We start from the raw sequence: 23,492 nt of genomic DNA on the forward strand, positions 1-23,492 counted from the left end.
CCTCCCTTCGGTCCGGCCCCATCGGCGCAGTCTCACCCTGATTGTCGCTGAGTTCTCACCTTGATCGCCGCCGCCCACTGAAGTCGAGGACGACGTAGCGCCCGATGCCGATGATGGTCGAGACCGGGAGGACATGCCGAATATTTAGAAGTTCATTTACGATCCCGCAGCTACTGTTTGCGGATTGCACTTCCGGCCTGATTCATCGATGTCCAACGATCGCGCAACCGCACGGCCTTGGTCGCCGGACGATGAAGCTATGCTCTGCTCCCTTCTCAACGACGGGGTTCAAGCTGACGAAATCGCCAAGCGCCTGGGGCGGTCCCGCCAGGCGATTTACGGCCGTACTCAGCGCTTTCGCAAGCAGCGAGGACGGACTTGCCGAAAGAGCGGCGAAACCTTCGCGCAATGGCCCATTGGCTGAGATGATTTATCGTGGCGTCGAGTACTTCATAAACGAAAGTACGAGTTCGAACGCTTGGCGGTGGCGCGTTCTTGTAGGCGAGCCTCCTATGCTGCGCATGGGGGAAGAAGATTCGAGAGACCGAGCCGTCATTCGCGCACAAAGCACCATAGATCAGGCTCTTCCTGACATCAGAAACGAAGGAAGCTAGACCGCAGAAAGAGGGCCACCCCCGAGGCTGGACGAACTCGGCTGGCGGTGGCTGAAAAGGGGGCGTGCCCTCCGACAAAAGAAAAGGCCCCAGCTCTCAAAAAAGACCTGGGGCCCGAGGGTACCGGGCAATGGCGAAGCCGATTGCCCAGCCTCAATCCAGCATTATCCGGGTTAACAAACCGCAGTGTGCGAATTTCAAATTGCGAGTGTCCCAGTTAGGACAGTCCCCGCGCGCCGTCAGCGAGTGTCACACCAAACGGCCCCAGCTAGGCTTGGGGCTTGGGGCTGGGGCCGCCATTCCGCACCGGACGGAATCGGCGGTAAGGCGTCCGGTGGACTCAACCAAGTTCCATTGGAACCTTTGGTTCCAAATGGAGGGGGTCAATCCCCTCGCGAGTGCGGACAGCCAAGAACATACATGAACCTATCTACCCCCTTAGAGGTAGTGGGCGTCACAAACGCTGAACACGTAGTGACCGTGTGCAGAACTTGAGGTGGCCTAATCTCGGTTTCTGAGTGTCCGAATTTGGACCAGCACCCTAATTCCCCGCCGCGAATTGGGTACCTCCAATGCGCCAGATTCCACGATGGTGAATGTTGGAAAACAGGCAGACGGCAGCGTGAGCTTTGGGCCAGATAGGGCCAATTGCGGCTCACGTTGCATTATTCTCGATCAAGCCCGGCCTATGTGCCGGGCTTTTCGTTGCATCCTGCGTGCTTTGTGGAGTCCGCTGGTTTAGGAACGAAAGGTCCTGAAGCAGGTTGCCGGTTCGGTACCTGATCCCGACAGTTGGGTACTGATCTCTGTGTGACGACGGCCCCAGCTTGTCCCCTAAGCTGGGGCCTCTTCGTTGAGGATTCGCAATCCGAAGCGGGATGCCTATCTTCGGCCCATGCGTTTCGAGTTTTGCCTGCCGACACTGGGCAAGGCCGTGCCAGCCGGTGCCGAGTGGTTTCATGAAGTAAAGTACGATGGGTATCGCCTTCGTGTTGAGCGCGATGGCGACCGCGTGCGGCTGATTACCAAAGGTGGCTACGATTGGACGCGACGCTTCCCGTGGATCACGGAAGCCGCGCTCAAGAACCGTAACAGCCAATTCGTCATCGATGGCGAAGCTGTCATTCTAGGCATTGACGGGGTTTCGGACTTCGACGCCTTGCACTCTGGCAAGCACAACGCGGAGGTGCAGCTCTGCGCTTTCGATGTGCTCGCGGTTGGCGGCGAAGATGTCCGAGCGTTGCCCCTTTCGATGCGTAAAGCCAACCTGGAACGGTTGCTCCGTGGAAGGCCGGACGGGATCTTCATCAACCCGTTCGAGACCGGCGCCATTGGTCCCGATCTCTTCCGCGCTGCCTGCCGTATGGGACTAGAGGGCTTGGTTTCGAAGCGAAGTGACCGTTCCTACCGAGGAGGACGGTCTAAGGATTGGCTCAAGGTAAAGAACCGGAGCCACCCCTCTATAGCGCGCGTCAAGGAAGCTTTCGCGTGACCCGCATCCGCATCATTCGTCACGAGGCAGTGCCGGATTGCGGGAGCTTTGAGGTGCGCTTCCCAGACGGACGGCCATCAAAATACTTCTACTGGGACGACCTCCCTAGCCGCCGCACGCGCCCCGAGCTGGTCGACAGCACCACCGCCGAGGAACGGGCGAAGGCGCTCGCGCGGGCAGAGCAGGACAAGCTGGAAAGGTCTTAAGAAGGCTGTCGAGGTTGGCAAGCTAGATACTGTTGTCGATCGACGCCCAGCAGATCGGCTTTATTGCTCGACGCGTACAGCCGTCTCGGTTTCGGTAATCGCTCCGCACTCCAAACAGGCAAATACGTGGATGATCTCACGGCCTGGCGCATCAAGGGATGACCGAGACCACGTCATCTCGCTATTGCATATCTTGCATATTGGCGCCGCCTGCCACGGATGGAGGCGTGGCACCTCTTGCGCCAATAGCCTTAAGGAGGTCCAGATTCGGTAGCGCCGCAACAGCTCGAAGGTGCGTCCATCCCGCAGCATAGCTCTCGCTCCCCACGCCTGCCGAAATCCTAACGCCGGTTAGCAGCGACGGTTCCAGACCTGAAACTGGCCCAGGACCCAGTGTGAATGTGATTTTCCCCTCGGCGCCAAACGAAAAGGCCCCAGCCGGGGCTTGGCTGGGGCCTCACTTCCATATCGCGCCTTCCCTCCGAGAGTGTGAGAATCGAAAGGGGTCGCCTTGCAGCGACCCCTTGCCGGTTGAAATCTTGTTCGGGATGAAATGCCAGCCCCGGCGGAACTACCTTAGAGGTATTTCCGGACCACTGGCATTCCGGACAATTACTGTGCGTAGCACTGTCCTAATCTGCATCCGAATAGCAAAAAGGCCCCGACCGGGGCTGGCGAGATCGGGGCCCTTGCACTTTGCCCTCTTCCGATGGCGCGGGGATCTTTCCACTTTTTCCCGGCTCCTGTCCATTGGCCACAATCCGAGTTATCCCCGGTTTTCAACCTTGAAGGGTATTATCAAAAGGGCCCGGGCCGAGGAACGGGAGTTCGGAAAAATTGGCGAGCGCAGAGTATCCGTGACCGTGACAGGATCGCGGGGATGGCGGACAAGCTGTCCGCATCAAGATCTGGCCCATTCAAGCTTGGCTATCGCCGCCTGAGTTCGGAGGCGCGCTCGCGCCTTTCTCGACGGGTCATTTTGCGCGATGGCGGTTCGGGCTCTGGCTCGGGCTGCTGTTCCGCTTCTTCGGTTTTCTTGCGCTGCAGGAATGCTCCGGCGATCGCAACCACGCCCGTCCCACTGAATACGCCGATGGCAAGATTTTCGTGATTGTTCATGGCCAAGTAAGTGCCGATGCAGAGGGTGCCAGCCACGACAACAACGGTAGCAACTATGCCTGCGATTGGCAGCCAGAACTCACTTCTGGCACTATAGCGATCCATCCAGTGAGCGTGTCCCTGCTGGCGAACGGCCATATCGAGGATTTCCCTGGCCGCGCCTGGGCATACTTCATTGTATCCCTTGAAGTCTTCGACAGCCGGCAATGGGCCGCGATGGGCACGCATTTCGGTCGTCACCCGTTCGATGACGTAGCTCCGCTTCGAAGACGGAACCCCCTGTCGCTCTAGAAATTGGTCGATATCCTTTAGCGCGCCGTCAGCGCTTCTTGCTTCCGGCGGGTCGCTGACCTGCGCGGTGCGCGTCGGAAGACTCTCTGATGAACTCTCCGACATCGCCCCACACCTTTCCCAGCTCGGAGGTGCGTGATGACGTATATGCGGTCAAGCGCCCCGAAAGGAAGAGTCCCGGAGCCGCCAAACCCATTACGAGACCGTCAGCAAAGGTCTTGCCACCCTTCCTCTTGGACTCTTTTTTGGCAGTTGCGCTCACGGAACGATCCTCCAAAATCGCTTCATTCATGTCGTACCGGGTCGATAGGTGTCAAGGCACTTTGAAACGCCTGGCTGGCACTGAAAGTTCGCTGTCCTTCCTAGATGGTATCGAGAAACGGCCAGCACGATACCGCCAAATGGTTAATGCTTGGAAAGGACCGTTTGCGGCCCTATCCCCAAAGGCTGCCCGGAAATGAGGAGAAATCCAGCAGCCAGCGTCTCGGCGTGCAGGGCATGTTCAAGGCATATCTGCTCTTCAGGACGTCCGGCGAAGCGCTCTGCCTCTTGGCGCCAAAAGAAGGCCTTCATGCGAAGTTCTCGGATGATTTCGGTGCTGCTCAGCTCCGATGGATGCTGCTCATCCATTCGCGCTAAATCCTCATCTGCGCGGCGGTATCCTCATCCACGGTGGTGCGAAAATTGTAGAACGACCCAGGACCGTCGACCTTGCTGATCTCGACGGCGACCGACATTTCGCCGCGGCGCATGAACGGAAGAATTGCGGGACCTAGCTTGCCCTTGGCTATGAGCCAAATGAACGCTTCGCTGACAAGTTCACCGATATCCTCGTTAGTGTGATGGCGGTTCGCGAGAACGTTGTCGATGATGAAATCACGCGTAGCGCCTATCTGGTTTGACGGGTCGACCTTGTCGGCCACGCCCTGCCAGTGCGCGACGATCTCGTCGACCAAGTCGGATTTGACCAGAGTGTGGAGATTCAGTTCGCCGAGCGATGCCGTTAGCCAAAACGTCTTCATATTACACCACCAAGAAGCCGCGATTTTCATAAATGGACACGTTCGCCTCCGGATTCATCGACATGAGCGAGGTGGCGCAAAAGGTCGCCATAAGAGGATCGATCTTGCCCACTCCGCTCGCAGCCTTCGTGATCAAAATGCCATTGGCGCGAGGTTCGACCTTTGCGTTCCCGACACAGAACGCCATCAACGCTTGAGCGCCATGGAGGAATGAGCCGTCCGCGAGATGCCGCTCGAGAGTCTTGATCGCGCCGCCAAGTTGCCAGCCTTGCGATACGCCAACGATGCGACGCTTGTCTGAATTATCGATGCCACGGCAAGCAAGCGCGTCAAGCACCTGTCCGATACCTACCGGGTCCACGCCAATTGCATTTTCTTTCGGCAACAGACCAGATCTGTCGATCTGCTCAACTATGGAAGCCAATTCTTCCACATCATCGCCGATGTGGTTGACAATTGTCATATCGCCAGATGCTTCAAGATCGCGCAGGATCGGCGCAATCTGCTTCCTCCGATCGAGCACAATGTTGTGTGCCCATGCACGCGCGTAGTGAAGCCATCGGCGAGTTCCTTTTTCTCTGCCAATTGCCGCGAAGCCGAGCAAATCCTCCATTCCGCCTCCATCGCAACCGCAAACGATTACCTCGCAGCGCTCCAGGAGTGCATCTAGCGTTAAGGACTTGTCGCCGCACGCCTCCCAATGATCGGCGCCCACCCATCGATCTGAACGCAAAGCCAGGCCAACTTCCACGTTCAAATGCTGTGACGCCCATCTACGGAATTCTTCCTCGCTAGTGTCTTTCGCTGTTTGGAATTCGCTCTTGAGCCGATCAATTGTCAGGTTGCGCCCAAGGTTTGGCAGCACCATCGGCCAATTTGCCGGGTCTTCCCATTTTTCACGAGTTGCAGCGACGTCGTCGCAAAATTCGTACAAGACAGGCAGCATCGCGCCTTCGCGCTTTCCGTCGCGAATAGCGCGAGCCTTGTCGAGCTCGGCCTTGAACACACCGGCCGGAGGCCGCTCACTTTGGGTCGTTATGAAGACGAGGAAGCTCTCGGGCTGCGAGAGCATGCCTCCGCGCAATTGGCCGATAACGCGATCGGCATTCGTATCTGTTGATACGACGTGCAGCTCGTCGACAAGCGCGCCCGCCGGCTTCACGCCTGTCAGAATGTTCGGATCGAACGATTTGACTTGAAGAGTTGCGCCCGTTGGGAGCCAAGTTACCCGCTTCAGATGCGGCTGCACGCGCATGTGGTCCCGGCGCGATAGCTTCGCGTCCGCAGCGATCATACCCTCCACCTGCTTGAATGCGATTTCCGCGATGGGATGCGACGGCGCCACCAGCAGGAATTCGGCATTCGGCCTATCGTTGAGCAACAAGGAGGTCAACATCAACGCCGAACCGTTCGTGGTCTTCGAATTCTTTTTAGGAACTAGGAGGAATATCTCTCGAATCATTCGCTCCCGCGTCGTTAGACAGGTTGATCCGTGCAGCGCGCGCAGGATATCGCGAAACCAATCGCCAACCGCGTCGCGTAGCAGCGGCATTCCCTGCACGTCAGGCAAGCGAAGGCGATCGAAGATCTTGACTGCCCTAGCCGCGAGCGCTTCATCCAATTCCGGCAAATAAGGTAGCAACGATCGCCCGTTTCGGATGCGATCTTGCCAGTCTGGCACTGCCAAATTCCAATTCACCACTTAGTCTGCCTTCCTGACGTTAGCGTCGCGTCGCCGCAACAGTTACGAAGTTTCGTTCTGCAACGGTTTTTAGAGACTCAACATGCAGGTCCAACTCTGGAATCATGGTCGTTAACCGGGGGGTGGAATGGCGATAAGGGCCGCAGGAATGGCAGGACCCTGCGGCCCTTTTTAGCTTCGTGGAAATGCTGAGGTCGGCACCGTGTAGCCACCGTCAGAGACGTACACGCCGTCGCCCTTCGTGATGTTGGCACTCATCCATAAATATGTCCCGCCATTCCGACACCCTGCGGCTATCTAGGTTTAATTCCCCCAGGGTTGGGGAATTAGATGTCGATGACACGATGGAGGTATCCGTTCATGAGGTCCAAAAGAACTCGCATCAAGAGAACCCGCGTGAGGATCGTGTGTTCGGATTCTTGCTGTTGAGCGCACTGCTAACGATGACGGGCGTTTGGATTTACTTTCTCGCACGCGTCTTCTGGGCTGCTGCCGTATGGATCGCAGGTTAACTCTGCCCCGCTCCCACCGAAGTCTGGCGCCGAAATACAGAACGGCCGCATCTATCATAGCAGTCTCACGCGCTCGGCACGGTGTCGGCCGTCTTTCGACGTGCCAATGTCGTAACTGACGCGCTGCTCTAATCTCGGAGTGCTAGGGCTAAGCACCTGCTTGAAATTGAAGAACACATCCGACGAGCCATCCGACGGCCGGATGAAGCCATAGCCGGCATCTGCCTTCAGATATCTGATCGTCCCCTCGTGCATCAGCAGGCCTCCGGAGAGTCCGTCAACTCACCGTCGCTGGCGACAAGCTTCAGAAACGGCTTGCCAGCGCGCTGCGCTTGCTCAGCCAACGCGAGATCGCTGAGTCGCTTCAACTCTTCGCGTGGAGCACCCATGGCTCTAGCGTCTAAGAAACGGCGAAGCGCCGGGGGAGCGTCAACGATGCGGTTCAGGATTTGCATGAGCGAGATTTCCTAGGAAAAGGGATGCGGATCGGGTTGATCCCGATCCGCTGAGACCGCCGCGATGGCGGCAAATGCGCGATGAGCGGAACGCAATCAGGATCAAACTCTTGCTTGTCGGCGCAGTCGCCCAGCTTCGGCAATGCGCTGCTCGCGAGTCGTGGTCGTAGAGTTCGTTACCTGCGCGGCAAGTTCGCGAGCCTTGCGGAGACGTGTCGCGATTTTTGTCTCGCCGAGCTGGTCTTCAGCAGATTTCGTCCCCGTCGAGCCGACAACAAGACAATTCGGATTTGCTGGAACCGGGCACAGGGAAAATTCATTCAAAATGTGACCGTCGATGAAGTCGATTCCCATCGGCCGCTGCGGATCTTTGGATAGTTGGAAACGACCCGGGACGAAGCCCACGCTAGCGCCGCGCAGCACGCCGGCAGCGACCATGCTCCGAACCTGATCAGAGACCGGCGAAACACCTGGGTGCGGAAAATTCACGGTTGCCATCAATGATGGACCGCTGCTCACCCAAGGCATTGACGATTGCCCGACTGGCATAGATCCGCTGTCGTGGCAAAACAGGACGGGTCCATTCTTCGCGAAATTGGAGAGTCGCCAACCGTTTACTTTGATGACATCGTTCATCAAGTCGGGGGTCTCGTCACTGATCCTGAATTGCCAGGACAGTGCGCTGCTATCCATGGCGCGAAGCACAGGCGCAGCCGACGGCATCCGGATCACCACCGCAGGTTCCGATCGTTTCGTTTCGATGGCGTCGATCAGCTCGCGCTCTGGTATTTCCCAGATGCCGTGTCTCAGCTGCGAAATATGCTTCGCGGTCCATAGAACGCGAATGCCACCAGCCATTCCCTTCAGGCGCGCCGCAAGTGCCGTCTCGCGGAGAATATTAAGATCAGTCATCGCGCTTTCGCCCTTTTGATGTCAGAGGCCGTCAAAATTCCAGCCGAAAACGCCGCCTCGTTCAGCTCGCGCGTCTCGGGAAGTGACAGGCGTTCGATTAGACCAGATCCTGGCAGGCTCGCTGCACTGACGGCGGCGATATCGGGACACGATTCAATTAGATCGGTCGCCTTTTGGCGGAGCGCCTCCAACTTATTCGCGGTCAGGACAATCTCGCGACAAAGTTCACGCCAGTTATCGCGGTTGGTTTCGGCCCACTCGACCGCCGCGACTGCTCTCGCCGCAAGGTCCTTGTCGCTGAGAATCCCTAGCGCGATGTCGATGCCGCGCTGCTCAATGTAGAGCTGCTGATCAATCGAAAAACTCGAGACGGGCGGATCTAGCTCGCTGGGCGCATTTCCATTTAGCAGCCGCTTAGCGTGTGAACGTGCGGCCAGCTCGTCTTCACGGATCGGCGGTTGAGCGACACTTTTGCGCATATCTGCGTAAAGCCGCGCTCGTTCGTTCACGATGTCGCGTCGACGATCGACCAAGACGGCCTGCTGCCGCGCGATTTCTGCGCGGGTGAGTTCGTGAATGTCGGTGTTCTTCGTTGCCATGATTAAGCTCTAACCCGTTTTTCGGCGAGCAAACGGACACTGTCCGTTTCATTTGTCGCGCCACCGCCGAATATCTCGTTTTAGATTTTCGAGCTCGACTACATCCTCCGGATCGGTGATGAACTTTGTTGCTGTCGGCGCCACAGCCCATCGGCGGCCGAGTTTCTCCTCAAGGCGCCGATACTCGGCCATCACTTCATCGCGCCGCGACTTCTGTGCGGCTTTCGCATTCTCCCGGGGCGAGTTGTCAGATGGGAGATTGATCTCGCTGGCCACCGTCGCGATAACCTGAGCAACGGTGGCCTGGCCGTAGTAAAGTTTGAGTGCTGCGGCGCGAACGGCACGCTCGATTGCGGCCCGTAGATCCTCGTTCAATTGGCCCTCGCAGCAGGCTTAGGCGGGTCGAGAAGATCGCCCCAACCGCCATCGTCGAACATGTCATGCTGGTCGTCGTCTTTGACCTTTGCTTGGGCCGGTTTTCCGGAAATTCGGTCTCGCAGGTCGCGGAGAGCAGCAACCTCAGTTGGGGATGCTTTGATGTATCCCATGGCGATGCCGAATTGCCGCTCATCCAGCTTCCGCAAGATAAACTCGTCGCGTTGCTGACGATTCAGGCCTTCGGGAATCTGAATGGCCGCTATTTGGTCTTGCTGAGCGTCCCCAGGCAAGGGTTCATCAACTTGGCGAACCCTCGCCGCATGCGCATGCGCATCAGCCGGCTTTCGCTTTCGGCCGGCGCCTGGTCGAGCTCCTCCACGACCGCGAAATGTGCTCCGAGTCATAGAAAAATATTCCTCATTTCTTCCGTTTGAATGTTTGAAAACGAAATCAAACGCACCAAAACCGTAGAATCGCTGGATGTGACCGAAGGCGGTAAAAGAAGCGGCTAGGACGCACCTTTTAAACCGGCTATCCCCTTGATGCATTTTAGTTTTCTGGCCAGCCGTCCGGGCCCATCCTGCGAGCTACGCGAGCGCGCTCTGAATGTCTCCTCAGCAGCCGAGAGCGAAGCCGGGTCGTTGTCCACGGATGATCAGGATCGTTGATTGGAGCGCTGGTGAAGTCCGTTTCGTTCAGCTTCCGGCCAAGCCTCGTCTCAAGACAGCCGATGCATAGGAAGCCATCACGCATGCCCACCGCCGACCAAAGGTCGTTGTGCACCATGTAGTGCTCCCACTTCCCGATGTGACGGCAACCGCGCTTGCCAGTACATGGCGTTGTGTCGATGCCGCAGTCGCAACAGATGTAGCTCATGGCGTCAGTACCTTCTCGCTAGTCGCTTGTTGCGTTCGTCACGGGTCTTCCGCCCATGATGCACAGCGCACAGGCACCGGCCGTTGTCGATGTCGTAGTTTGCGCCGCCGTCGGCGCGTTCGACGCGATGATCCGCGTACATCACGTCGCCGTTCGATGCCGACTTGCTGCATCTAGACCCGTCGTCGATCCACTCGCATTGCCAGCCGGCGCGATCGAGGACAGCCTTACGCCAAGCCCGGTGCTCTGGCGTGAGCAACTCCTCGTCCGCAATCTTCGGCGCCTTCGGCAGGCGTTGCGATACTAGCGGCACCCGGCTGCCGATCAGGCCTAATCTGCTCATTTGCGCAAGACTCCTCCGGTGAAGTCAGCCAGCAGACGAGCCGCTGCATCCGCAGTCTCTTCGGGCAAGGTCGGTGACAACCAACGCAAATCGCCGTTGCGCGTGTGCCAAGACACCGAATAGCGATCCTCGTCCTCGCCAGTTCGGTCGCGAACTCGGGTGAGGCTGACGACGCCGCCGATCTGTTGCGGCTGATAACGATTGCGCGATGGTCTCATGATCCACCTCCAGCGCCTGCCAATTTCTTTCGGAGCTTGATCTGCACAGCGGCCGTGCCGTCGAGTGCGCCTGCCTGCTCGAGCGCCGCTGCTGCATCGAGTTCTAGGTCGGACATGCTGCCGACGACGTCCCAACCGAGTTTCTGGGCTAGACGGTTGTGCAGGATGTCCAGGCGAATTGGTTCGCCGTGGCCCGTCGCCTCGCTCGCTACAGCGCTCCCAAGGGGGCGCGCTTCGCGAGGCGACTGTCTCGTACCATCCCGAGATATAGAAAGTACGTCGGAGATTCCGACGCGGGCTACTACGTCGGAGATTCCGACCTGGCGAATTTCAGTTTCGGGGCGGAGATTCCGCCCTGAAACCTGCGGAGAGTCCGACGCGGTTTCCTGATTTTCCGGCGCTTCTTTGTGCCTCTTCGCGGCCCTGACAGACCTCGCAACCGCGTCGACGTCCTTTGCCCGACGAGCCCCAACGGCCAAGCGACGAGCCTCCCCGATCGTCGTAATCGAACGCCATTCGTTTGTGGCGTTTGCTTTGTCGGTGGGCTGATAGGTGAGGCGGTACTGACTGGCTTCCCTGTATTCCCGGTTGCCGCCGCGTCCCTGCTTGGTGATTTCCAGAATCCTTAGGGCTTCGAGGCAGCGGATAGACGGCGACACGGCCTCACGGTCGACACCATAGTCTATGAACTGCTTGTGAGTGACGACCAATGCCCCATTGCGGGTGCCGCCGTGATGCGCCATCTCGATCTCGAGCCGCATCAGAACCCGGTGCTCAGACTGGTTGAGCACCCGCATCACGGGCGATTCCAGCATCTCCACCAGGCGCCAGAAGAACTGGCCGCCAATCACTGTGCGACGCCGACGGCTCTTCATGCGGTCTCGCTCGGCGAGTCGAACAGAAGGTGCCACATCGCCGTTCTTATTGCGGCTTGCATGCTGGCCAACTCGCGCTGGATGACCTCCTCAGATATCCCGCGACGTCGCAGGGCGTCGGCCTGGCACTGAATCTGGCGCTGAATATGCGCCTCGCCCTTTTCTGGCTTCAGCACCAAAGCGTATTCAGCTTGGCGCTGGATGAAGTCCAACCGGCGCGACAGCGGAAACGGAAGGACAACGGCGCTCATTTCTGCACCGCATCGATCATCGCGTGAAAAGCCGCCTTCGGCACCTTTAGCAGCTTGCCAATCCGAATAGTTGGCAGATCGCCCCTCGCAGCCGCCGCATAGGCCGCATTCTTGTTCAAGCCGAGTTTCGCCCCCGCTTCTGGCACTGTGTACACAAGGCAGTCCGCCTCCCGATCACTTCCTGTCATGCCCTGGCCTCCATCGCGTTGAATATCGTAGACCTACAATATTCGGAACCGGGACGCAAGAAATGTTGTAGACCTACGACATTGCTCTGTGTACAGTGTCGCTATGACAAGCCTTAATGCCTTCCTTCCCGTCCTATCCGGCCTCGTTGGCGCTTCGCAGGGCGCTCTATATGAGAGGCAGCGATCCCTGGTGCAGCTTGGAATCCTCGAATCGAAATCCGGACGGGGACCTGGAAGCGGCGTCAGACTTTCTGCCCAGGCGCTGGCCGTTCTTCTGATCGCCTACGCTGGCGTCGACTCGCTGGCGGATGTCCCACGCACCAAAAGGGTCTGTGCCGCCAACGTCCTTGAGCACGACTCCAAATTTGTTTGTCCCATTACCGGGAAAGCCTTTTTTTTAGATATTTTGACAACGGCTCTGGCCCAGCCTGAATTGGCGAGTTGTATTCTTCGGATTGAGATCGATCTGAACTCCAACTTCGTATTGGTGTCCTACTTCCCGCGACGTCGGGGTTCAGCCCCGCGGCATTATGGCCTGTACATTCCAGATGAAGACGATGGCTACCGCGGCGTCCTAAAAAGGTCGATCGTCAGGGATCTTGATCGAATTAGCCTAGCTCTAGCGGAATTTCGCAAATCCACTGAGAACGCGGAGTGATTCATCATGGCTACCGTCCGCAAACGGGTGCTTCCTTCCGGCTTGGTTCGTTGGCGCGCGTCCTATACGGATGGAGCCGGCGTTCGCCGCACTAAGCAGTTTGCGCGCAAGAGCGATGGTGAGGCTTGGCTTGTCGAGGTGCAGCATGACATCGCCCGCGGCACCCATACGCCCGGCAGCATCTCACCCACCGTCAAGGAAGCTGCGGCGCTATGGATCAAGCGCTGCAACGAAAAGGGCCTCGAGCCGATGACGGTGAAGGGATACGAGGAGCATGTCGACCTTCATATCGTGCCATTCATTGGCGCGAGGAAGTTAAGCGAGCTTACCGTTCCCGCGGTAAACAGCTTCGCTGACCAGCTCCGCGAAGCCGGTCGATCGGCCGAGATGATCAAGCGGGTCATCCGTTCGCTCGGCGGGATATTCAAAGAGGCTCGGCGCCGCGGCCTATCCAATGCAGCGCCAACCGCTGGTCTAGAACTGGACCTTCCCGATCGCGAAGATCCAAGGCCCGTCATCCCGACCAAGTCGGAGCTTCAAGCGATCATCACACACGCAAAGGGAAGATGGCGCCCCGTGATCCTGGTGGCGATCTTCTGCGGGCTGCGGGCCAGCGAGCTCCGCGGCCTCAGATGGATCGATATCGACTTTGAGGCCAAGCAGATCAACGTGGCCCAACGGGCGGACGCCTCGCACCGCCTAGGTAAGCTGAAGTCTAAGGCTGCCTATAGGTCGATCCCCTGCCCGCCCATGGTGCTCAACGCCCTCCGGGAATGGAAGCTCGTTTGCCCCAAGCGCGACGCCGGCAAGAAGGACGTTGCGGGCGAGCCGCTCAAGGTTCTGGACCTCGCCTTCCCTAACGGGCTCGGGAAGGTCGAAAGCCACTCCAATCTCGTTGAGCGCGGCTTGGAGCCCGTCCTGCTGGCGGCGGAACTTACGGAGATCCGGCAGGTACTGGACGCGGCCGGCAAGCCCGTTCTGGACGCCGCTGGCGCGACCAAGTCGGTGTTGGCTGGAAAGTACGGCATGCACTCGCTGCGCCATGCCTGCGCCTCCCTATGGATCGAGAGCGGCTACAATCCGAAGCAGATCCAGCGGCTGATGGGCCACAGCTCGATCAAGGTGACGTTTGACGTCTATGGCCACCTGTTCGCCGACGCGGAAGCAGACCAGCGCGCAGCAGAAAGCGTTCAAGCGAAACTGCTCGGCTGAGCATCATGGATAGGAGTAAGCAAAAATGACGGATGACCGAGATCGCGATGCCGAACTTCAGCGGGCTATTGAGATATACGTGGGCCAGCTCATGGCGAGGGGTTGCACCAAAGAGCGAGCTCTCGAAATGGTCCGGCGAGAGATACACGAAGCTAGCGTTCGGCAGCGACGTAGCCAAATAAAGCTCGTCCCCTAAACCGCGCAGCGTTGAGACGCCAATAGTACATGGCGGCCGCAACTATTTGATTTTGTTTAAGTGCCGAAAGGTTTCTACTCCGCGGGTTGCAGGTTCGAGTCCTGCCGGGATCGCCAACCTTGAACGCAGCTCTTGCGATTTCAACCGCTTAGGCTCCGGGTTGTAAATCAGGGTCAGCACGGTTTGTAACTCGCTGTTCAGGTTTTGGCCTTCGTATCCCTTAACTTGGTGAGAGCCGCGTCGGCCTGTCGTTCCTGCTCCACCTCGTCGAGGTATTCCTGCAACTGTTGAAGCGAGCTGTGACCGCTCACGTTCATCATTTCGGAGCCGGTACATCCGGCATGCGCCAGCGCGCGCAGCGCCGCCTTGCGCAGACCGTGCGCGCGGTAATTTCGGACCCTGCCGTCGTCGCATACGACCGGCTGCAATCCGGCCTCCTTGCACCAATCAGCGAACTTGTTGCCGAACGCCGCCGCGGACGCGAACGGCCGACCGTACGCGGTGAGCAGGAATGGCATCGCGGCGCTCTTCGGCATCGCGTCGAGCGCCGCCTGTAGCTCCGGCATGATGGAGATCGTCAGCGTCTTGCCGGTGCTGCGCCGAGTCTTTTGCGGACGCTATGACAGCTTGCCATCGCGATTGATATGCTGGCGGCCAAGCACATGCGCGTCCTGCCGCCGCCCCGCAACGTTGAGCAGAAGCTCAAGCGCCAGCCGCGCCGTCGTGCCAATCGGGTGATGCTCGCGATACTAAGTCACCTGAGGCTCGAGCCACGTCATGTGGCCCATGCTCTTTCCTGCCCTGACGACCTCGACGTCCTGCGTTGGATCGTCGGAGCGCAAGTTCATTTTCTTCCCGAACTTCATCAGCCCCCGGATCGCCTTAAGCCAGTTTTTCTGCACGTTCGGCTTCTTTGGCGCGAGCATATTGGAGAGATGATGCGACCGGATCCCTGAGAATCGCTTCTCACCGTCCTCGGTGCGCCACGGCTCCAGAATGGCGCGGCGGTTGCTCTGCGTGACAGCGGCGAGCCCCGTCTTGAAATCCGGACTCGCGTAGTACGCAACGATGGCGGCGTTGAGCGTTCCGGCCTGAGTGCGGCTTTCGCCAATCGTGGGAGGCGCCGCTTTGCATTCCCGTAGAGCAGTCTGATAAGCCTCCATAAACTCGTCAGAGCCGGGCAACCCCGGCAACGGAACCGGTTTACGTCCGGGCGGCCGAAAATAAAGTCGCATTTCGCCGTGGCGATCACGGAAGCTGTTGACGCGCCAAAGCTCAATGCTGGCCATATTTCTCATCCCACTCGTCGGTCTCGTTCATTCCGTTTTCGCTGGTGCCCTCGTCGGCACCATTGACATTCTGGATCTGGAACTTGATCTTGAGACAGTCGCCTTCGATCTTGAGGGATTCGGCTTTCTGGCCGGCAGCTTCGATGGCACGCAGCGCCCGTTTCACGTCGTTCTCGCGGAAGCTAGAGGGCGCACGGCCCATCAGATGGTCTCCCCCCGGTGCTTCGGGCTCGTCATCCTGGCTGAGGCCGCCAAACAATCCTGCCGCTCTTGCCGCTCAAACGGCGACATGCGCGCTATGGGCGTCCAAGGCATTCTGGTCTATTGCGCGGACTGCCGCTGCCGCCATAACGTTGCTCTGACCGCTGGTCAGTGGCCGGATGATCTGAGGCTATCGGACCTCGAGCCGCGATTTGTGTGCAAGGCCTGCGGGCGACGCGGTGCCAAGATCCGACTGGACTTCAATTGGAACGCGCCAGCACAGTCGGCGATGGGGTATCGAAACACGACACGACCGAGGGGTGGGGGCGACCTTTCGAAGATCCGATCAAGGTAGATGGGCGCAAGCTGGTGACGCTGCGGCCATCCGCCGGCCGGTCGAGATCGAGTTGAGGGCGAAAAGTGAACCACTCCGCCGGCTTGCACGTCGCAAGCGCCTGCCCTTTCCGATTGATAATTTTGAATGCTCGTATCAGCGGTGCCGCGGACCGCCGTGCACATTCGGAGAGTGGGCCGTGATCAGGTTTTTGTGCTTCCGGGCCGCCGCTTCGGCCTCGCGAGCAAGTCGTTCAGCCTTTAACCGCTCGCGGTTTGCATGAAACGCCGCTTGGATGCGTTCATACTCGGACATCGCTACTTTGGCATCAGTTTCCTTGAAGACCCTTTGCGCCTCACGTTGGGCGGCAGTGGGCAGCTTCCATCCGTAATTTTTGTGAGCGGTCATTCCCTCCTCCTTCGGTGATAGCCGTGGGAGCTTGTTGGGTCCGACCGTGAAAGTCTCTTCCTGTTTTTCAGTTACCGCAATCGAATATTTGCCAGTCGTTGCCGCGCTGGCCATAGATCCGCCCAGCTGGCTCACGGTCACCTGCAACGGGATTCCGGTCCATCACTTCGCGCAGCGCGCGCACAGAGGCCGATTACGAGGCTTGGCGCCGGCAGCGCGACAGGACGGCCTGGAACGATCGAATGCACGACCTGGTTCTGCCACTTCCACACAGCGGCCAGAAGGGATTGCACGCTGCTTCTGCGGCGAGGTAATCACCAATCCCACACTAGATTCTCATATTCGCTCTTTCCACCGCCTGGCGGCTGCATGAAGCTCACCGCCGATCGTCTCTTCGCCAACCCTGAAGCCGCAGCGCGCAAGATGGTCGAGATCGCCGCCGGCATCGAGCCCGTCCAGGACGGCCGCATTCACATCGAGAAGATCAACGCGCCATTCCTCTACGCGGGTGGGGTTTCCATCAAAAACCCAGTCTACCCATGGTTCGCGATTTCGTGCTCGCGTCTGAAGGACGCTGCGCGACGTCGATCTGGCCGCGCTGCCACATGCCTCAACGACCTTCGTCCACGACCTAGCCGGCAGGCTCCGATGCAGCAAATGTGCTAAGGCCGGTCATCGCCCCGCCGCCCCCTATTCCAGCTCGCGCAGCGGCCACGCCACGCCGGAGACGTGATCATGTGCAATCTCTACTCGATGACTAAGAACGTCGACGCGATCCGGCGGCTGTTCAACGCTCTCAACAGTCGCGTCGGCAACCTGCCCTCGATGCCGGGCATCTTTCCTGACTACCCTGCGCCGATCGTTCGCAATGCACCCGACGGGCGAGAGATCGTCATCGCAAGGTGGGGCATGCCGTCATCGCAACGGGCGCTGATGGACGCCACGAAGAAGCGCGCGCAGAAGCTAGAAGCGAAGGGCCAGACTGTCGATTTCAAGGAGTTGCTGTGCATGGAGCCGGACAGCGGCACGACCAATATCCGCAACTTCAACAGCGCACATTGGAAGCGATGGCTTGCACCTGACAACCGCTGCCTGGTGCCGCTTACGTCGTTTTCCGAGTACGACACGATCGACGGCAAGAAGGTCCCGGTGTGGTTCGCACAGGACGAGACCCGCCCCCTGCTCGCCTTCGCTGGCATCTGGACGAACTGGACCAGCGTGCGCAAGGTCAAGGAAGGTGAAGTAACCGCCGACGTGTTCGGGTTCCTTACAAGCGATCCCAACGCCGAGGTGAAACGCGTCCACCCGAAGGCAATGCCGGTCATCCTGACGACCGCGGAGGAACGCGACGTGTGGATGCGCGCCTCGTGGGACGAAGCCAAAGCGCTGCAGCGGTCCCTCCCCGACGGCGCGCTCAAGATCGTCGCCACCGGCGAGAAGGAAGATCCCTTCCCGGCTGCTTAGCTGACTACCCAGCGCCCGATGAGCGCTCAGATAGGAGACCGGCCGTAGTTTCCCGGCCGTCTGCGTTCTTCAGCCGTTAAACTATACCGGCTATAGGGGCAGGATGAGCCAAGACGCTGATCCGCGAACCGAGGCCGAAGAGGCGATGCGCTGCGCCGTAGCCGCTACCTGCCCGGTCGACCGTTTGAAATGGTTGCGTGTTGCTCTGGCGTGGCAGGACCTTGCCCGGGCGGAAGCTCAATGTCCGAAACAACGCCGTGCATCCGCTGCATGAAAGCTCACCGCCGAACGTCCCTTCGCCAACCCAGAAGCCGCAGCGCGCAAGCTGGTCGAGCTCGCTGCAAGGATCGAACCAGTGCAGGACGGTCGCATCCACATCGAGAAGATCAACGCCCCATTCTTCTACTCGCTTAAAGCCACCGGCCCGGAGTTCGGTGCGGGCATCAAGGTAGCAGTCGAGCGTGGCTGGCTCGAGCTGTACGAGAGTCGAACCTATGTGCGGCTTTTGAAGACAGAACCAGCCAACCGATAACAAGCCCCCGTTCGATCTTCTTTGGTTCTCAGCGGACACAACCTGAATGTGCTTTGTCGGTTGTAAAAGAACAAAACGTGTCAGCTCTCGCTCGCCTGCATGCGGTGTTGCTTAAATCCGCAGAAGCAGATTAAGACATCTCGTTCCTGCCTATCTTTCCCGACATAGTGATTTCGGTGCGAACGGCGGCGGCCGTGCATGTGGACGGCCCTGGCGTTTCTGCCAGCCCCAAGCGCCGGGGCCGCTCCTCATTTACGGATAGAAGCAAAAACGCCGCCCGCTTAAATGTATCGCGGACGGCGGCGTTCCAGCCCCGGGTGGGGATGATGCAAAAATCCCGGTACCAATTAGTCTGATTGTACTAGGCGAAGGTTCAACCAATTGCCACTATTTCCCGATCACATTTGCAATATCTAACCACACCACGATCTGCGCGGTGGACAGCTCGTTGTGCCGCAGACGTAAGGGTGCGCCAGTCCTTCGCTGATTAATATCTAGCTGACGTTGCGCCCGCCAACGGTCAGCACTCCACACTGGCGTCCGTAGTTACAAAGCTTTGTTTCCTCTAGGCCGGGCTTGCAGGCGCATGCCACGCGCTCCAACTTTGCGCCTCCTGATGCAATTAGATCCTGTAAGCGGCGCGTCGCGAGGTCAGCACCTCGCCTTTCATCATCGCAACGTGCAAGGTTTCCTTTTTCCAGCGTGTCAAAGCCGCCAGCCAAAGGCGGACTGAAATCACCTCGAAATTCGGTGATAGCTCTTTGCCATACGGGCAACCTTGAAGCTCCCGTCAGGGGGTACTCCCAGAGAGCATCTCACTGTGCCACTTTTTCCCGGTACAGTGGCTTTGCGCGCGGCGGTGCGCGGGACGGCTCCGGTGTGCCTCCAGCCAGCCTCGCGCGCCGGGGCCGTTCTCGTTTGCAGGATCGGACCTTGTCCGGCTGGCCATCGAGCGCAAGGAATAGCCATGAGATCCCCGGTCGTGAAACGGTCCATCGTCGTCGGAGGTCACAAGACCAGCGTCAGCCTGGAAGAGGACTTCTGGAACGGCATGAAGGAGATCTCCGTTCTGCGCAATATGACGCTCTCGGCGCTGGCCGATGAGATCGACCGCAACCGCCCGCACGGCAATTTGTCGTCCGCGTTACGTTTGTTCGTCCTCGACCACTTTAAGCACCGGGCCGCGGCGACCCAGCTTGAGCAGAAAGTGCCGGCACAGCCCAGCCATCGCGCGATGGGGCGTGAGCTCTGAAGCGAGACCGCAGCCCGCGTCCGTCCCGACCTCAATTCAGCTTCCGGCGCAGCTTCCTAATGATCTCCCGCAGATCAGGCGTCGAGCCTCTTGCCAGTGCTGCATTGCCCCATGCTAAGCCTCTCCGGCTCACTGGTATCCCAGACGCCAACACCAAGCAGCAACCATTTTCCAGAACCGGCGAAGCATTCCGGAAACAAGCCGAGCCTAGCCTACTGTTTATTGTCCAATGGGGATTTCGGTCGTGTGGGCATTTATTGAAAATCTGTATCGAGACTATTGCCTGACGCGGGTGCAAGAGATCCGGAAATACGAGCTGTCGCATTGAGCCATGGCACCGATCGCCGTTAGCCCGGAGCTCGCTGGGAATAGGTCGGAATGCTGCTCGGGTCAGGCTACCCTCTCGTTCAATTTCGCGTCGGCGAAACAACGTCCCACGACGTCAATCGGCGGCTTGCAACGTGCGTCGTTAGGCAATGCTCGCACAGTGGGTAGCCTGTCACCCTTGACCGCCCGATTGGCGACCTGATCAACAAATATGGAAACTTTCGCGCTAACATCTGCCTGAAGGGAAAATGCCTGCTGCGCTCCTATCAATGCAGCGAGGGTCACGATACAGGTAAGGAAATATGACGCGAGTGTCTTGATACGCATGGCACTGCTCACTCGACCATCCGCCCCCTAGCATAAGCTCTGTCGCGAGAGCAGCTTTGCGGTTCAAACCCTTTGGGTGCGGGCGCTCAGTTCCTCGGCAACTCCAACCATTCACTTACGTCGTTCGATCTCGACTAATTTTCTCCAAAATTGCGCGGCGTGCTCGTCCCAATGACAAGAAGAAAGCCGATACCGCAGCGCCCCATGGCAATTGCCAAAGAACGGCTCGCTGCGTGTCGCATGTTCGTCACGCTGGCGCAGTTGGCGCGCAAGATCATCCAAATCGACGGCAGCGAAGTCATCGCCGACTCGGACATCGGCACCATGTTGCTCATAATGGCCGCCGTGATCATCGGCCACGCCGAACAACGCCCGATGAACAAAAGCAGCGTGGCGGCGTTCCTCGACCTGCCGCGCACAACGATCGGACCGAAGCTCGACAAGCTCGTCGAGGTCGGCGCGCTCGTTTGCGAACAGGATCGATACTTCTTCATGGAGCCAGAGCGTGCTATTCGCCCGCCGGAGGGTGACGTGAGGCGGTGGACTTCTGCCGTTGCAAAAACGTATGAGCAGCTCGTCCCCCTTTTGACCGATCTCGACACTAAGGGATTTGGCTCGAAGCGTCACACGAGCTAAGAGGACAATCCCACTTGATTGGTGGAAGGCGCTAAGCGCCAAAGCATCACACCGCACACATAGAGGTTCGACTATGCAGAGGCCGCCGCAACGCGGCCCGATCGCGCGCCTTTTGCGCAAGCGGGCCATCGTCACCAAGGCGCAAGCCGAGTTGGAACACGCCTTCCGATCAACCCATTGGCGCGCGCCGTTGATCGCTCATTGGAAGGATACCGAGCCTACCTATTGCTGTCGCATCTGCGCCGCCGACGTCGAATGTGGGGAACACATTTGCGTATCTCATTCATAGCGCCCGCACTTCTTCTGACGGCATCGAGCATGTCAATCGTACCTTTGATCTGCCGAGCACGCAAAACGAGAAGATCAACGCGCTGTTCCTCTACGCGTTGAAGGCCGGCGGCGAGGAATTCGGCGCCGGCATCAAGATGTCGGTCGAGCTCGGTTGGCTCGAGCTGCACGAGAGCGGGACCTATGTGCGGCTCCTGAAGGATGATGCCGCGGGACATCAATCGGAATGAAAAAAGACCCGCCTCCGAGTTCATGGGAAGAACTCCACCAACGAAATGCGTCCGAAGGCGGGGCACGAGGACTTAAGTATTGCCAAAACATCGAATGACAGTCCGTAAGCCTGCCATCCGACCAGATCAAACTAGCAGGGCGCCTTGGGAAAACGTGGTAATTGGGTCTAGCGTGACCCTTGGACGCACCAGGATTGTGAAGCAGATAGAATGACCGATCGAGGCTGGGGCGGCCTTTCGACGAACCGATAAAGGTTGGCGGGCGCGATCTCGTCACCTTGCGCGATGCCGGCGAGTACATCGCCAAGCAACCCAAGGCTGTGCACGATGCCCGGAGTGGCAAACCGTGATGGAAGCGCTGATCCTGGTGGCAGAGAAAGGTGGACCGACGATGTTCGCCCGGATCGGCATCATGCGGGCCTTGAACCGGGCTACGGCGAAATGACAGGAGCCGCTCCAAAGAACGGCCCCGGCATGGGGCTGGCAACGCCGGAGCCGTTCTTGCGCGCTGGGTCCGAGCGGAATGACTTAAAGACCGGGAAAAAATGGCAATAGCACGGCCACTGCTTCTATTTGAGAGAGGCCCGCCGGCTCCGCAATGGAGGCGCTGATTCTGGTGGCCGAGCAAGGCGGCCCGGCGATGCTCGCTTGCATCGGCATCATGCGCGCCTTGAACCGCGGCAAGCCACCACCAGATGCTGAAGCGCGACGCAAGAAAGCCAAGGCGCATAGGGTTTTCAGATGACCGTTCCGGAAGCGAGGCCCGGCATTGGAGGCAAATCCAACCGGACCTCGCCGCCGCCGATACCCTGGGAGGAATCGACGACGACAAAAGTTCTCATGGTAGGCTAACGTCCGCCTGACGAGGCCCGCCAGCGTGAACCGATGGCCCAGGAGCGCCGAAGCCCACCGCTTGCAACCGCCGGTGCGCTTGCCCTTATCTAGGACCTTTAGGGCACGTTGTGAGTTGAGGCGTCATGCCGCGGTTTGCCAAGAACCCGGGGGCGCGTTATGAGCGCTACGCCTCAACGTCCGTCGTCAGCCGTCCCACCAGTCGCATTTGAGCGCCCCGCTTGTCCGAGGTGCAAAGCTCGGATGATGCTCGTCAGCATCGAGTCAGAACGCCCAGGCGTCGACTTGGATACGTTTCAATGCGCTGTCTGCAATCACGTGCTTTCGATCCTTGCGGCGCACGAAGATACCATGCACTCAAAGGCCCTTGGCCGCTGGCTTCTAGGCGATTTGCACCCGCCAAGGTAATGCCGATGCCGGGGCCGCAAACAGCCACGCTGGATTCCAGTAGCTCCGCGCGCGGCTGCGCTTGGGTGCGTGACCGCGGAAAGCCAGGTCCGGGCCCCTTTTCCGCGTCAGCCCGGATCAAGAGAGAGGGGCGCGAGACCGCAGCCCCGCGCCCTGTAGGCCCACGTTAAGTTGTCGCCGTAAGATCACCCCGGCTACTTTCGCCCATGCGCAAGATCAGCCTTCGTTCCGGTAGTAGGACGATGGGCTGACGCGAAACATTTTCTCGCTCTGTAACTTAAGTTAATCATGGGGCCGATCAAAGAAGTCGCATTATGGAACCGATCAGCCGAATATCGGACCGCATCGACCCTAAGACTGCCCGGTCGATTTGTGACGAGGTGGGTGACAGGTTGCAACAGGACTTATCTCGCGAAACTTCGCCCCTGCCGCCCTACCTCGAACGTCTAATCGATGAGTTGCGCAAACAGGAGCGTCATCCAAATGATGGCGTCGAAACCTGGCGCGCCCGCTGACTAGCGCGGCCGTCTGAGCGTGAAGAAACCTCGTCGCCGCGCTCGCCCGGCGCGCTCTCCGCTGATCTTGTCGTTGAGTGCTCTGTTTCAGGGTTGCGTCTCGGCGGTCGCCCGATTGTCCGCTCTCGCGCCGCTGTCGGTAACCGGTCCAGGTACCTGACCGCACTCAACCCCCCGGGAGCAGCCCGGGCGGGCATTCCCGATGGCGGGGGGCTTTATTGCAAACCGAAGTCTGTTAGTGCGATTGGAAACCCAAGTTTGTTAGACCACCATTGATCAGGTTCACAGCGTCACCGCCGACAGCCACAGC

General features: G+C 58.9%; 31 protein-coding genes. 13 read left to right on the forward strand and 18 right to left on the reverse strand.

All coding sequences use genetic code 11. The annotated features are described in order from the left end of the window. Positions 1–1,509: 1,509 nt before the first annotated feature. Both Q2941_RS43525 and Q2941_RS43530 read left to right on the forward strand, forming a co-directional pair. Positions 1,510–2,106: an ATP-dependent DNA ligase gene (locus Q2941_RS43525; RefSeq protein ID WP_458196372.1), complete on the forward strand. Its 597-nt coding sequence runs from the start codon at positions 1,510–1,512 to the stop codon at positions 2,104–2,106. After that, a complete protein-coding gene (locus tag Q2941_RS43530) occupies positions 2,103–2,312 on the forward strand; it encodes a hypothetical protein (protein ID WP_458196373.1) in 210 nt (69 codons plus the stop codon). Before Q2941_RS43525 ends, Q2941_RS43530 begins: the two co-directional genes overlap by 4 nt. A 927-nt stretch (positions 2,313–3,239) precedes the next feature. Here the strand turns inward: Q2941_RS43530 and Q2941_RS43535 are convergent. From Q2941_RS43535 to Q2941_RS43575, 9 genes are all read right to left on the reverse strand, one after another. Continuing rightward, a complete protein-coding gene (locus tag Q2941_RS43535) occupies positions 3,240–3,827 on the reverse strand; it encodes a DUF2335 domain-containing protein (protein ID WP_458196374.1) in 588 nt (195 codons plus the stop codon). 300 nt (positions 3,828–4,127) lie between these two features. Further along, complete coding sequence (locus Q2941_RS43540) at positions 4,128–4,352, reverse strand: hypothetical protein (protein ID WP_458196375.1); 225 nt, start codon at positions 4,350–4,352, stop codon at positions 4,128–4,130. Between the two features lie 5 nt (positions 4,353–4,357). Further along, complete coding sequence (locus Q2941_RS43545; RefSeq protein ID WP_458196376.1) at positions 4,358–4,774, reverse strand: hypothetical protein; 417 nt, start codon at positions 4,772–4,774, stop codon at positions 4,358–4,360. After that, positions 4,746–6,446 (reverse strand): terminase large subunit, encoded by a 1,701-nt coding sequence (locus Q2941_RS43550; protein WP_458196377.1) that lies wholly within the window; start codon positions 6,444–6,446, stop codon positions 4,746–4,748. The genes Q2941_RS43545 and Q2941_RS43550 overlap by 29 nt, the downstream gene beginning before the upstream one ends. A 566-nt stretch (positions 6,447–7,012) precedes the next feature. Then, entirely contained in the window at positions 7,013–7,213 is a 201-nt protein-coding gene (locus tag Q2941_RS43555; RefSeq protein WP_458196378.1) for a cold-shock protein, read from the reverse strand. Further along, the gene (locus Q2941_RS43560) at positions 7,213–7,413 is read right to left on the reverse strand and encodes a hypothetical protein (RefSeq protein ID WP_458196379.1); all 201 of its coding nucleotides are present in this window, start codon (positions 7,411–7,413) and stop codon (positions 7,213–7,215) included. The genes Q2941_RS43555 and Q2941_RS43560 overlap by 1 nt, the downstream gene beginning before the upstream one ends. Before the next feature lie 102 nt (positions 7,414–7,515). Further along, positions 7,516–8,325: an HK97 family phage prohead protease gene (locus tag Q2941_RS43565; RefSeq protein WP_458196380.1), complete on the reverse strand. Its 810-nt coding sequence runs from the start codon at positions 8,323–8,325 to the stop codon at positions 7,516–7,518. After that, the gene (locus tag Q2941_RS43570) at positions 8,322–8,924 is read right to left on the reverse strand and encodes a hypothetical protein (protein ID WP_458196381.1); all 603 of its coding nucleotides are present in this window, start codon (positions 8,922–8,924) and stop codon (positions 8,322–8,324) included. The genes Q2941_RS43565 and Q2941_RS43570 overlap by 4 nt, the downstream gene beginning before the upstream one ends. A 48-nt stretch (positions 8,925–8,972) precedes the next feature. Continuing rightward, complete coding sequence (locus Q2941_RS43575) at positions 8,973–9,299, reverse strand: hypothetical protein (protein WP_458196382.1); 327 nt, start codon at positions 9,297–9,299, stop codon at positions 8,973–8,975. A 65-nt stretch (positions 9,300–9,364) separates the two neighbouring features. Between Q2941_RS43575 and Q2941_RS43580 the strand changes: the two genes are divergently transcribed. Next, a complete protein-coding gene (locus tag Q2941_RS43580) occupies positions 9,365–9,736 on the forward strand; it encodes a hypothetical protein (protein WP_458196383.1) in 372 nt (123 codons plus the stop codon). 446 nt (positions 9,737–10,182) lie between these two features. Here the strand turns inward: Q2941_RS43580 and Q2941_RS43585 are convergent, their stop codons facing one another. The 5 genes from Q2941_RS43585 to Q2941_RS43605 are packed head-to-tail and all read right to left on the reverse strand — an operon-like array spanning position 10,183 to position 12,053. Then, complete coding sequence (locus tag Q2941_RS43585; RefSeq protein WP_458196384.1) at positions 10,183–10,521, reverse strand: HNH endonuclease signature motif containing protein; 339 nt, start codon at positions 10,519–10,521, stop codon at positions 10,183–10,185. Continuing rightward, positions 10,518–10,739 (reverse strand): hypothetical protein, encoded by a 222-nt coding sequence (locus Q2941_RS43590; protein WP_458196385.1) that lies wholly within the window; start codon positions 10,737–10,739, stop codon positions 10,518–10,520. Before Q2941_RS43590 ends, Q2941_RS43585 begins: the two co-directional genes overlap by 4 nt. Continuing rightward, positions 10,736–11,614, reverse strand: coding sequence for a hypothetical protein (locus tag Q2941_RS43595; RefSeq protein WP_458196386.1), 879 nt, complete (start codon positions 11,612–11,614; stop codon positions 10,736–10,738). Before Q2941_RS43595 ends, Q2941_RS43590 begins: the two co-directional genes overlap by 4 nt. After that, on the reverse strand, positions 11,611–11,865 hold the full coding sequence (locus Q2941_RS43600) for a DUF6074 family protein (protein WP_458196387.1): 255 nt from the start codon (positions 11,863–11,865) through the stop codon (positions 11,611–11,613). Before Q2941_RS43600 ends, Q2941_RS43595 begins: the two co-directional genes overlap by 4 nt. Continuing rightward, a complete protein-coding gene (locus Q2941_RS43605) occupies positions 11,862–12,053 on the reverse strand; it encodes a helix-turn-helix domain-containing protein (protein ID WP_458196388.1) in 192 nt (63 codons plus the stop codon). The genes Q2941_RS43600 and Q2941_RS43605 overlap by 4 nt, the downstream gene beginning before the upstream one ends. Positions 12,054–12,243: 190 nt before the next feature. Between Q2941_RS43605 and Q2941_RS43610 the strand changes: the two genes are divergently transcribed. Together Q2941_RS43610 and Q2941_RS43615 are read left to right on the forward strand one after the other, a co-directional pair. Continuing rightward, positions 12,244–12,711, forward strand: coding sequence for a hypothetical protein (locus Q2941_RS43610; RefSeq protein ID WP_458196389.1), 468 nt, complete (start codon positions 12,244–12,246; stop codon positions 12,709–12,711). Positions 12,712–12,717: 6 nt separating this feature from the next. After that, on the forward strand, positions 12,718–13,923 hold the full coding sequence (locus Q2941_RS43615) for a tyrosine-type recombinase/integrase (protein ID WP_458196390.1): 1,206 nt from the start codon (positions 12,718–12,720) through the stop codon (positions 13,921–13,923). 393 nt (positions 13,924–14,316) lie between these two features. Here Q2941_RS43615 and Q2941_RS43620 read toward each other — a convergent pair whose 3' ends face one another. From Q2941_RS43620 to Q2941_RS43635, 4 genes are all read right to left on the reverse strand, one after another. Further along, positions 14,317–14,685, reverse strand: a complete 369-nt coding sequence (locus Q2941_RS43620) for a site-specific integrase (RefSeq protein ID WP_458196391.1) — start codon at positions 14,683–14,685, stop codon at positions 14,317–14,319. A 183-nt stretch (positions 14,686–14,868) separates the two neighbouring features. Next, positions 14,869–15,408 (reverse strand): hypothetical protein, encoded by a 540-nt coding sequence (locus Q2941_RS43625; RefSeq protein WP_458196392.1) that lies wholly within the window; start codon positions 15,406–15,408, stop codon positions 14,869–14,871. Continuing rightward, positions 15,395–15,667: a hypothetical protein gene (locus Q2941_RS43630; protein ID WP_458196393.1), complete on the reverse strand. Its 273-nt coding sequence runs from the start codon at positions 15,665–15,667 to the stop codon at positions 15,395–15,397. The genes Q2941_RS43625 and Q2941_RS43630 overlap by 14 nt, the downstream gene beginning before the upstream one ends. Positions 15,668–16,099: 432 nt before the next feature. Continuing rightward, positions 16,100–16,498, reverse strand: a complete 399-nt coding sequence (locus Q2941_RS43635; protein ID WP_458196394.1) for a hypothetical protein — start codon at positions 16,496–16,498, stop codon at positions 16,100–16,102. A 222-nt stretch (positions 16,499–16,720) separates the two neighbouring features. On the opposite strand from Q2941_RS43635, the gene Q2941_RS43640 reads away from it, so the two are divergent. From Q2941_RS43640 to Q2941_RS43675, 8 genes are all read left to right on the forward strand, one after another. After that, entirely contained in the window at positions 16,721–17,017 is a 297-nt protein-coding gene (locus Q2941_RS43640; RefSeq protein WP_458196395.1) for a hypothetical protein, read from the forward strand. Between the two features lie 69 nt (positions 17,018–17,086). Continuing rightward, positions 17,087–17,815 (forward strand): SOS response-associated peptidase, encoded by a 729-nt coding sequence (locus tag Q2941_RS43645; protein ID WP_458196396.1) that lies wholly within the window; start codon positions 17,087–17,089, stop codon positions 17,813–17,815. Positions 17,816–18,170: 355 nt separating this feature from the next. After that, the gene (locus Q2941_RS43650) at positions 18,171–18,347 is read left to right on the forward strand and encodes a hypothetical protein (RefSeq protein ID WP_458196397.1); all 177 of its coding nucleotides are present in this window, start codon (positions 18,171–18,173) and stop codon (positions 18,345–18,347) included. Positions 18,348–19,314: 967 nt separating this feature from the next. Beyond that, positions 19,315–19,599, forward strand: a complete 285-nt coding sequence (locus Q2941_RS43655) for a ribbon-helix-helix domain-containing protein (protein WP_027528076.1) — start codon at positions 19,315–19,317, stop codon at positions 19,597–19,599. A gap of 894 nt (positions 19,600–20,493) precedes the next feature. Then, complete coding sequence (locus Q2941_RS43660; RefSeq protein ID WP_027528075.1) at positions 20,494–20,889, forward strand: hypothetical protein; 396 nt, start codon at positions 20,494–20,496, stop codon at positions 20,887–20,889. Between the two features lie 257 nt (positions 20,890–21,146). Beyond that, positions 21,147–21,407 (forward strand): hypothetical protein, encoded by a 261-nt coding sequence (locus Q2941_RS43665; protein WP_458196398.1) that lies wholly within the window; start codon positions 21,147–21,149, stop codon positions 21,405–21,407. A gap of 598 nt (positions 21,408–22,005) precedes the next feature. Continuing rightward, positions 22,006–22,152, forward strand: coding sequence for a hypothetical protein (locus tag Q2941_RS43670; RefSeq protein ID WP_198031979.1), 147 nt, complete (start codon positions 22,006–22,008; stop codon positions 22,150–22,152). 829 nt (positions 22,153–22,981) lie between these two features. Then, positions 22,982–23,182, forward strand: coding sequence for a hypothetical protein (locus Q2941_RS43675; protein ID WP_084802003.1), 201 nt, complete (start codon positions 22,982–22,984; stop codon positions 23,180–23,182). Positions 23,183–23,492 lie beyond the last annotated feature (310 nt).

This window comes from Bradyrhizobium sp. UFLA05-153, from assembly GCF_054185185.1.

Bases quoted from the DNA above. Each gene is read 5' to 3' on its own strand.
- Q2941_RS43560 (WP_458196379.1), bottom strand. From the start codon at position 7,413: ATGCAAATCCTGAACCGCATCGTTGACGCTCCCCCGGCGCTTCGCCGT.
- Q2941_RS43570 (WP_458196381.1), bottom strand. From the start codon at position 8,924: ATGGCAACGAAGAACACCGACATTCACGAACTCACCCGCGCAGAAATC.
- Q2941_RS43645 (WP_458196396.1), top strand. From the start codon at position 17,087: ATGTGCAATCTCTACTCGATGACTAAGAACGTCGACGCGATCCGGCGG.
- Q2941_RS43565 (WP_458196380.1), bottom strand. From the start codon at position 8,325: ATGACTGATCTTAATATTCTCCGCGAGACGGCACTTGCGGCGCGCCTG.
- Q2941_RS43615 (WP_458196390.1), top strand. From the start codon at position 12,718: ATGGCTACCGTCCGCAAACGGGTGCTTCCTTCCGGCTTGGTTCGTTGG.
- Q2941_RS43555 (WP_458196378.1), bottom strand. From the start codon at position 7,213: ATGCACGAGGGGACGATCAGATATCTGAAGGCAGATGCCGGCTATGGC.
- Q2941_RS43670 (WP_198031979.1), top strand. From the start codon at position 22,006: ATGGAGGCGCTGATTCTGGTGGCCGAGCAAGGCGGCCCGGCGATGCTC.
- Q2941_RS43545 (WP_458196376.1), bottom strand. From the start codon at position 4,774: ATGAAAATCGCGGCTTCTTGGTGGTGTAATATGAAGACGTTTTGGCTA.
- Q2941_RS43620 (WP_458196391.1), bottom strand. From the start codon at position 14,685: ATGCCGGAGCTACAGGCGGCGCTCGACGCGATGCCGAAGAGCGCCGCG.
- Q2941_RS43640 (WP_458196395.1), top strand. From the start codon at position 16,721: ATGAAGCTCACCGCCGATCGTCTCTTCGCCAACCCTGAAGCCGCAGCG.
- Q2941_RS43535 (WP_458196374.1), bottom strand. From the start codon at position 3,827: ATGTCGGAGAGTTCATCAGAGAGTCTTCCGACGCGCACCGCGCAGGTC.
- Q2941_RS43605 (WP_458196388.1), bottom strand. From the start codon at position 12,053: ATGACAGGAAGTGATCGGGAGGCGGACTGCCTTGTGTACACAGTGCCA.
- Q2941_RS43595 (WP_458196386.1), bottom strand. From the start codon at position 11,614: ATGAAGAGCCGTCGGCGTCGCACAGTGATTGGCGGCCAGTTCTTCTGG.
- Q2941_RS43585 (WP_458196384.1), bottom strand. From the start codon at position 10,521: ATGAGCAGATTAGGCCTGATCGGCAGCCGGGTGCCGCTAGTATCGCAA.
- Q2941_RS43660 (WP_027528075.1), top strand. From the start codon at position 20,494: ATGTTCGTCACGCTGGCGCAGTTGGCGCGCAAGATCATCCAAATCGAC.
- Q2941_RS43675 (WP_084802003.1), top strand. From the start codon at position 22,982: ATGGAACCGATCAGCCGAATATCGGACCGCATCGACCCTAAGACTGCC.
- Q2941_RS43580 (WP_458196383.1), top strand. From the start codon at position 9,365: ATGCTGGTCGTCGTCTTTGACCTTTGCTTGGGCCGGTTTTCCGGAAAT.
- Q2941_RS43590 (WP_458196385.1), bottom strand. From the start codon at position 10,739: ATGAGACCATCGCGCAATCGTTATCAGCCGCAACAGATCGGCGGCGTC.
- Q2941_RS43625 (WP_458196392.1), bottom strand. From the start codon at position 15,408: ATGGCCAGCATTGAGCTTTGGCGCGTCAACAGCTTCCGTGATCGCCAC.
- Q2941_RS43540 (WP_458196375.1), bottom strand. From the start codon at position 4,352: ATGGATGAGCAGCATCCATCGGAGCTGAGCAGCACCGAAATCATCCGA.
- Q2941_RS43525 (WP_458196372.1), top strand. From the start codon at position 1,510: ATGCGTTTCGAGTTTTGCCTGCCGACACTGGGCAAGGCCGTGCCAGCC.
- Q2941_RS43655 (WP_027528076.1), top strand. From the start codon at position 19,315: ATGAGATCCCCGGTCGTGAAACGGTCCATCGTCGTCGGAGGTCACAAG.
- Q2941_RS43600 (WP_458196387.1), bottom strand. From the start codon at position 11,865: ATGAGCGCCGTTGTCCTTCCGTTTCCGCTGTCGCGCCGGTTGGACTTC.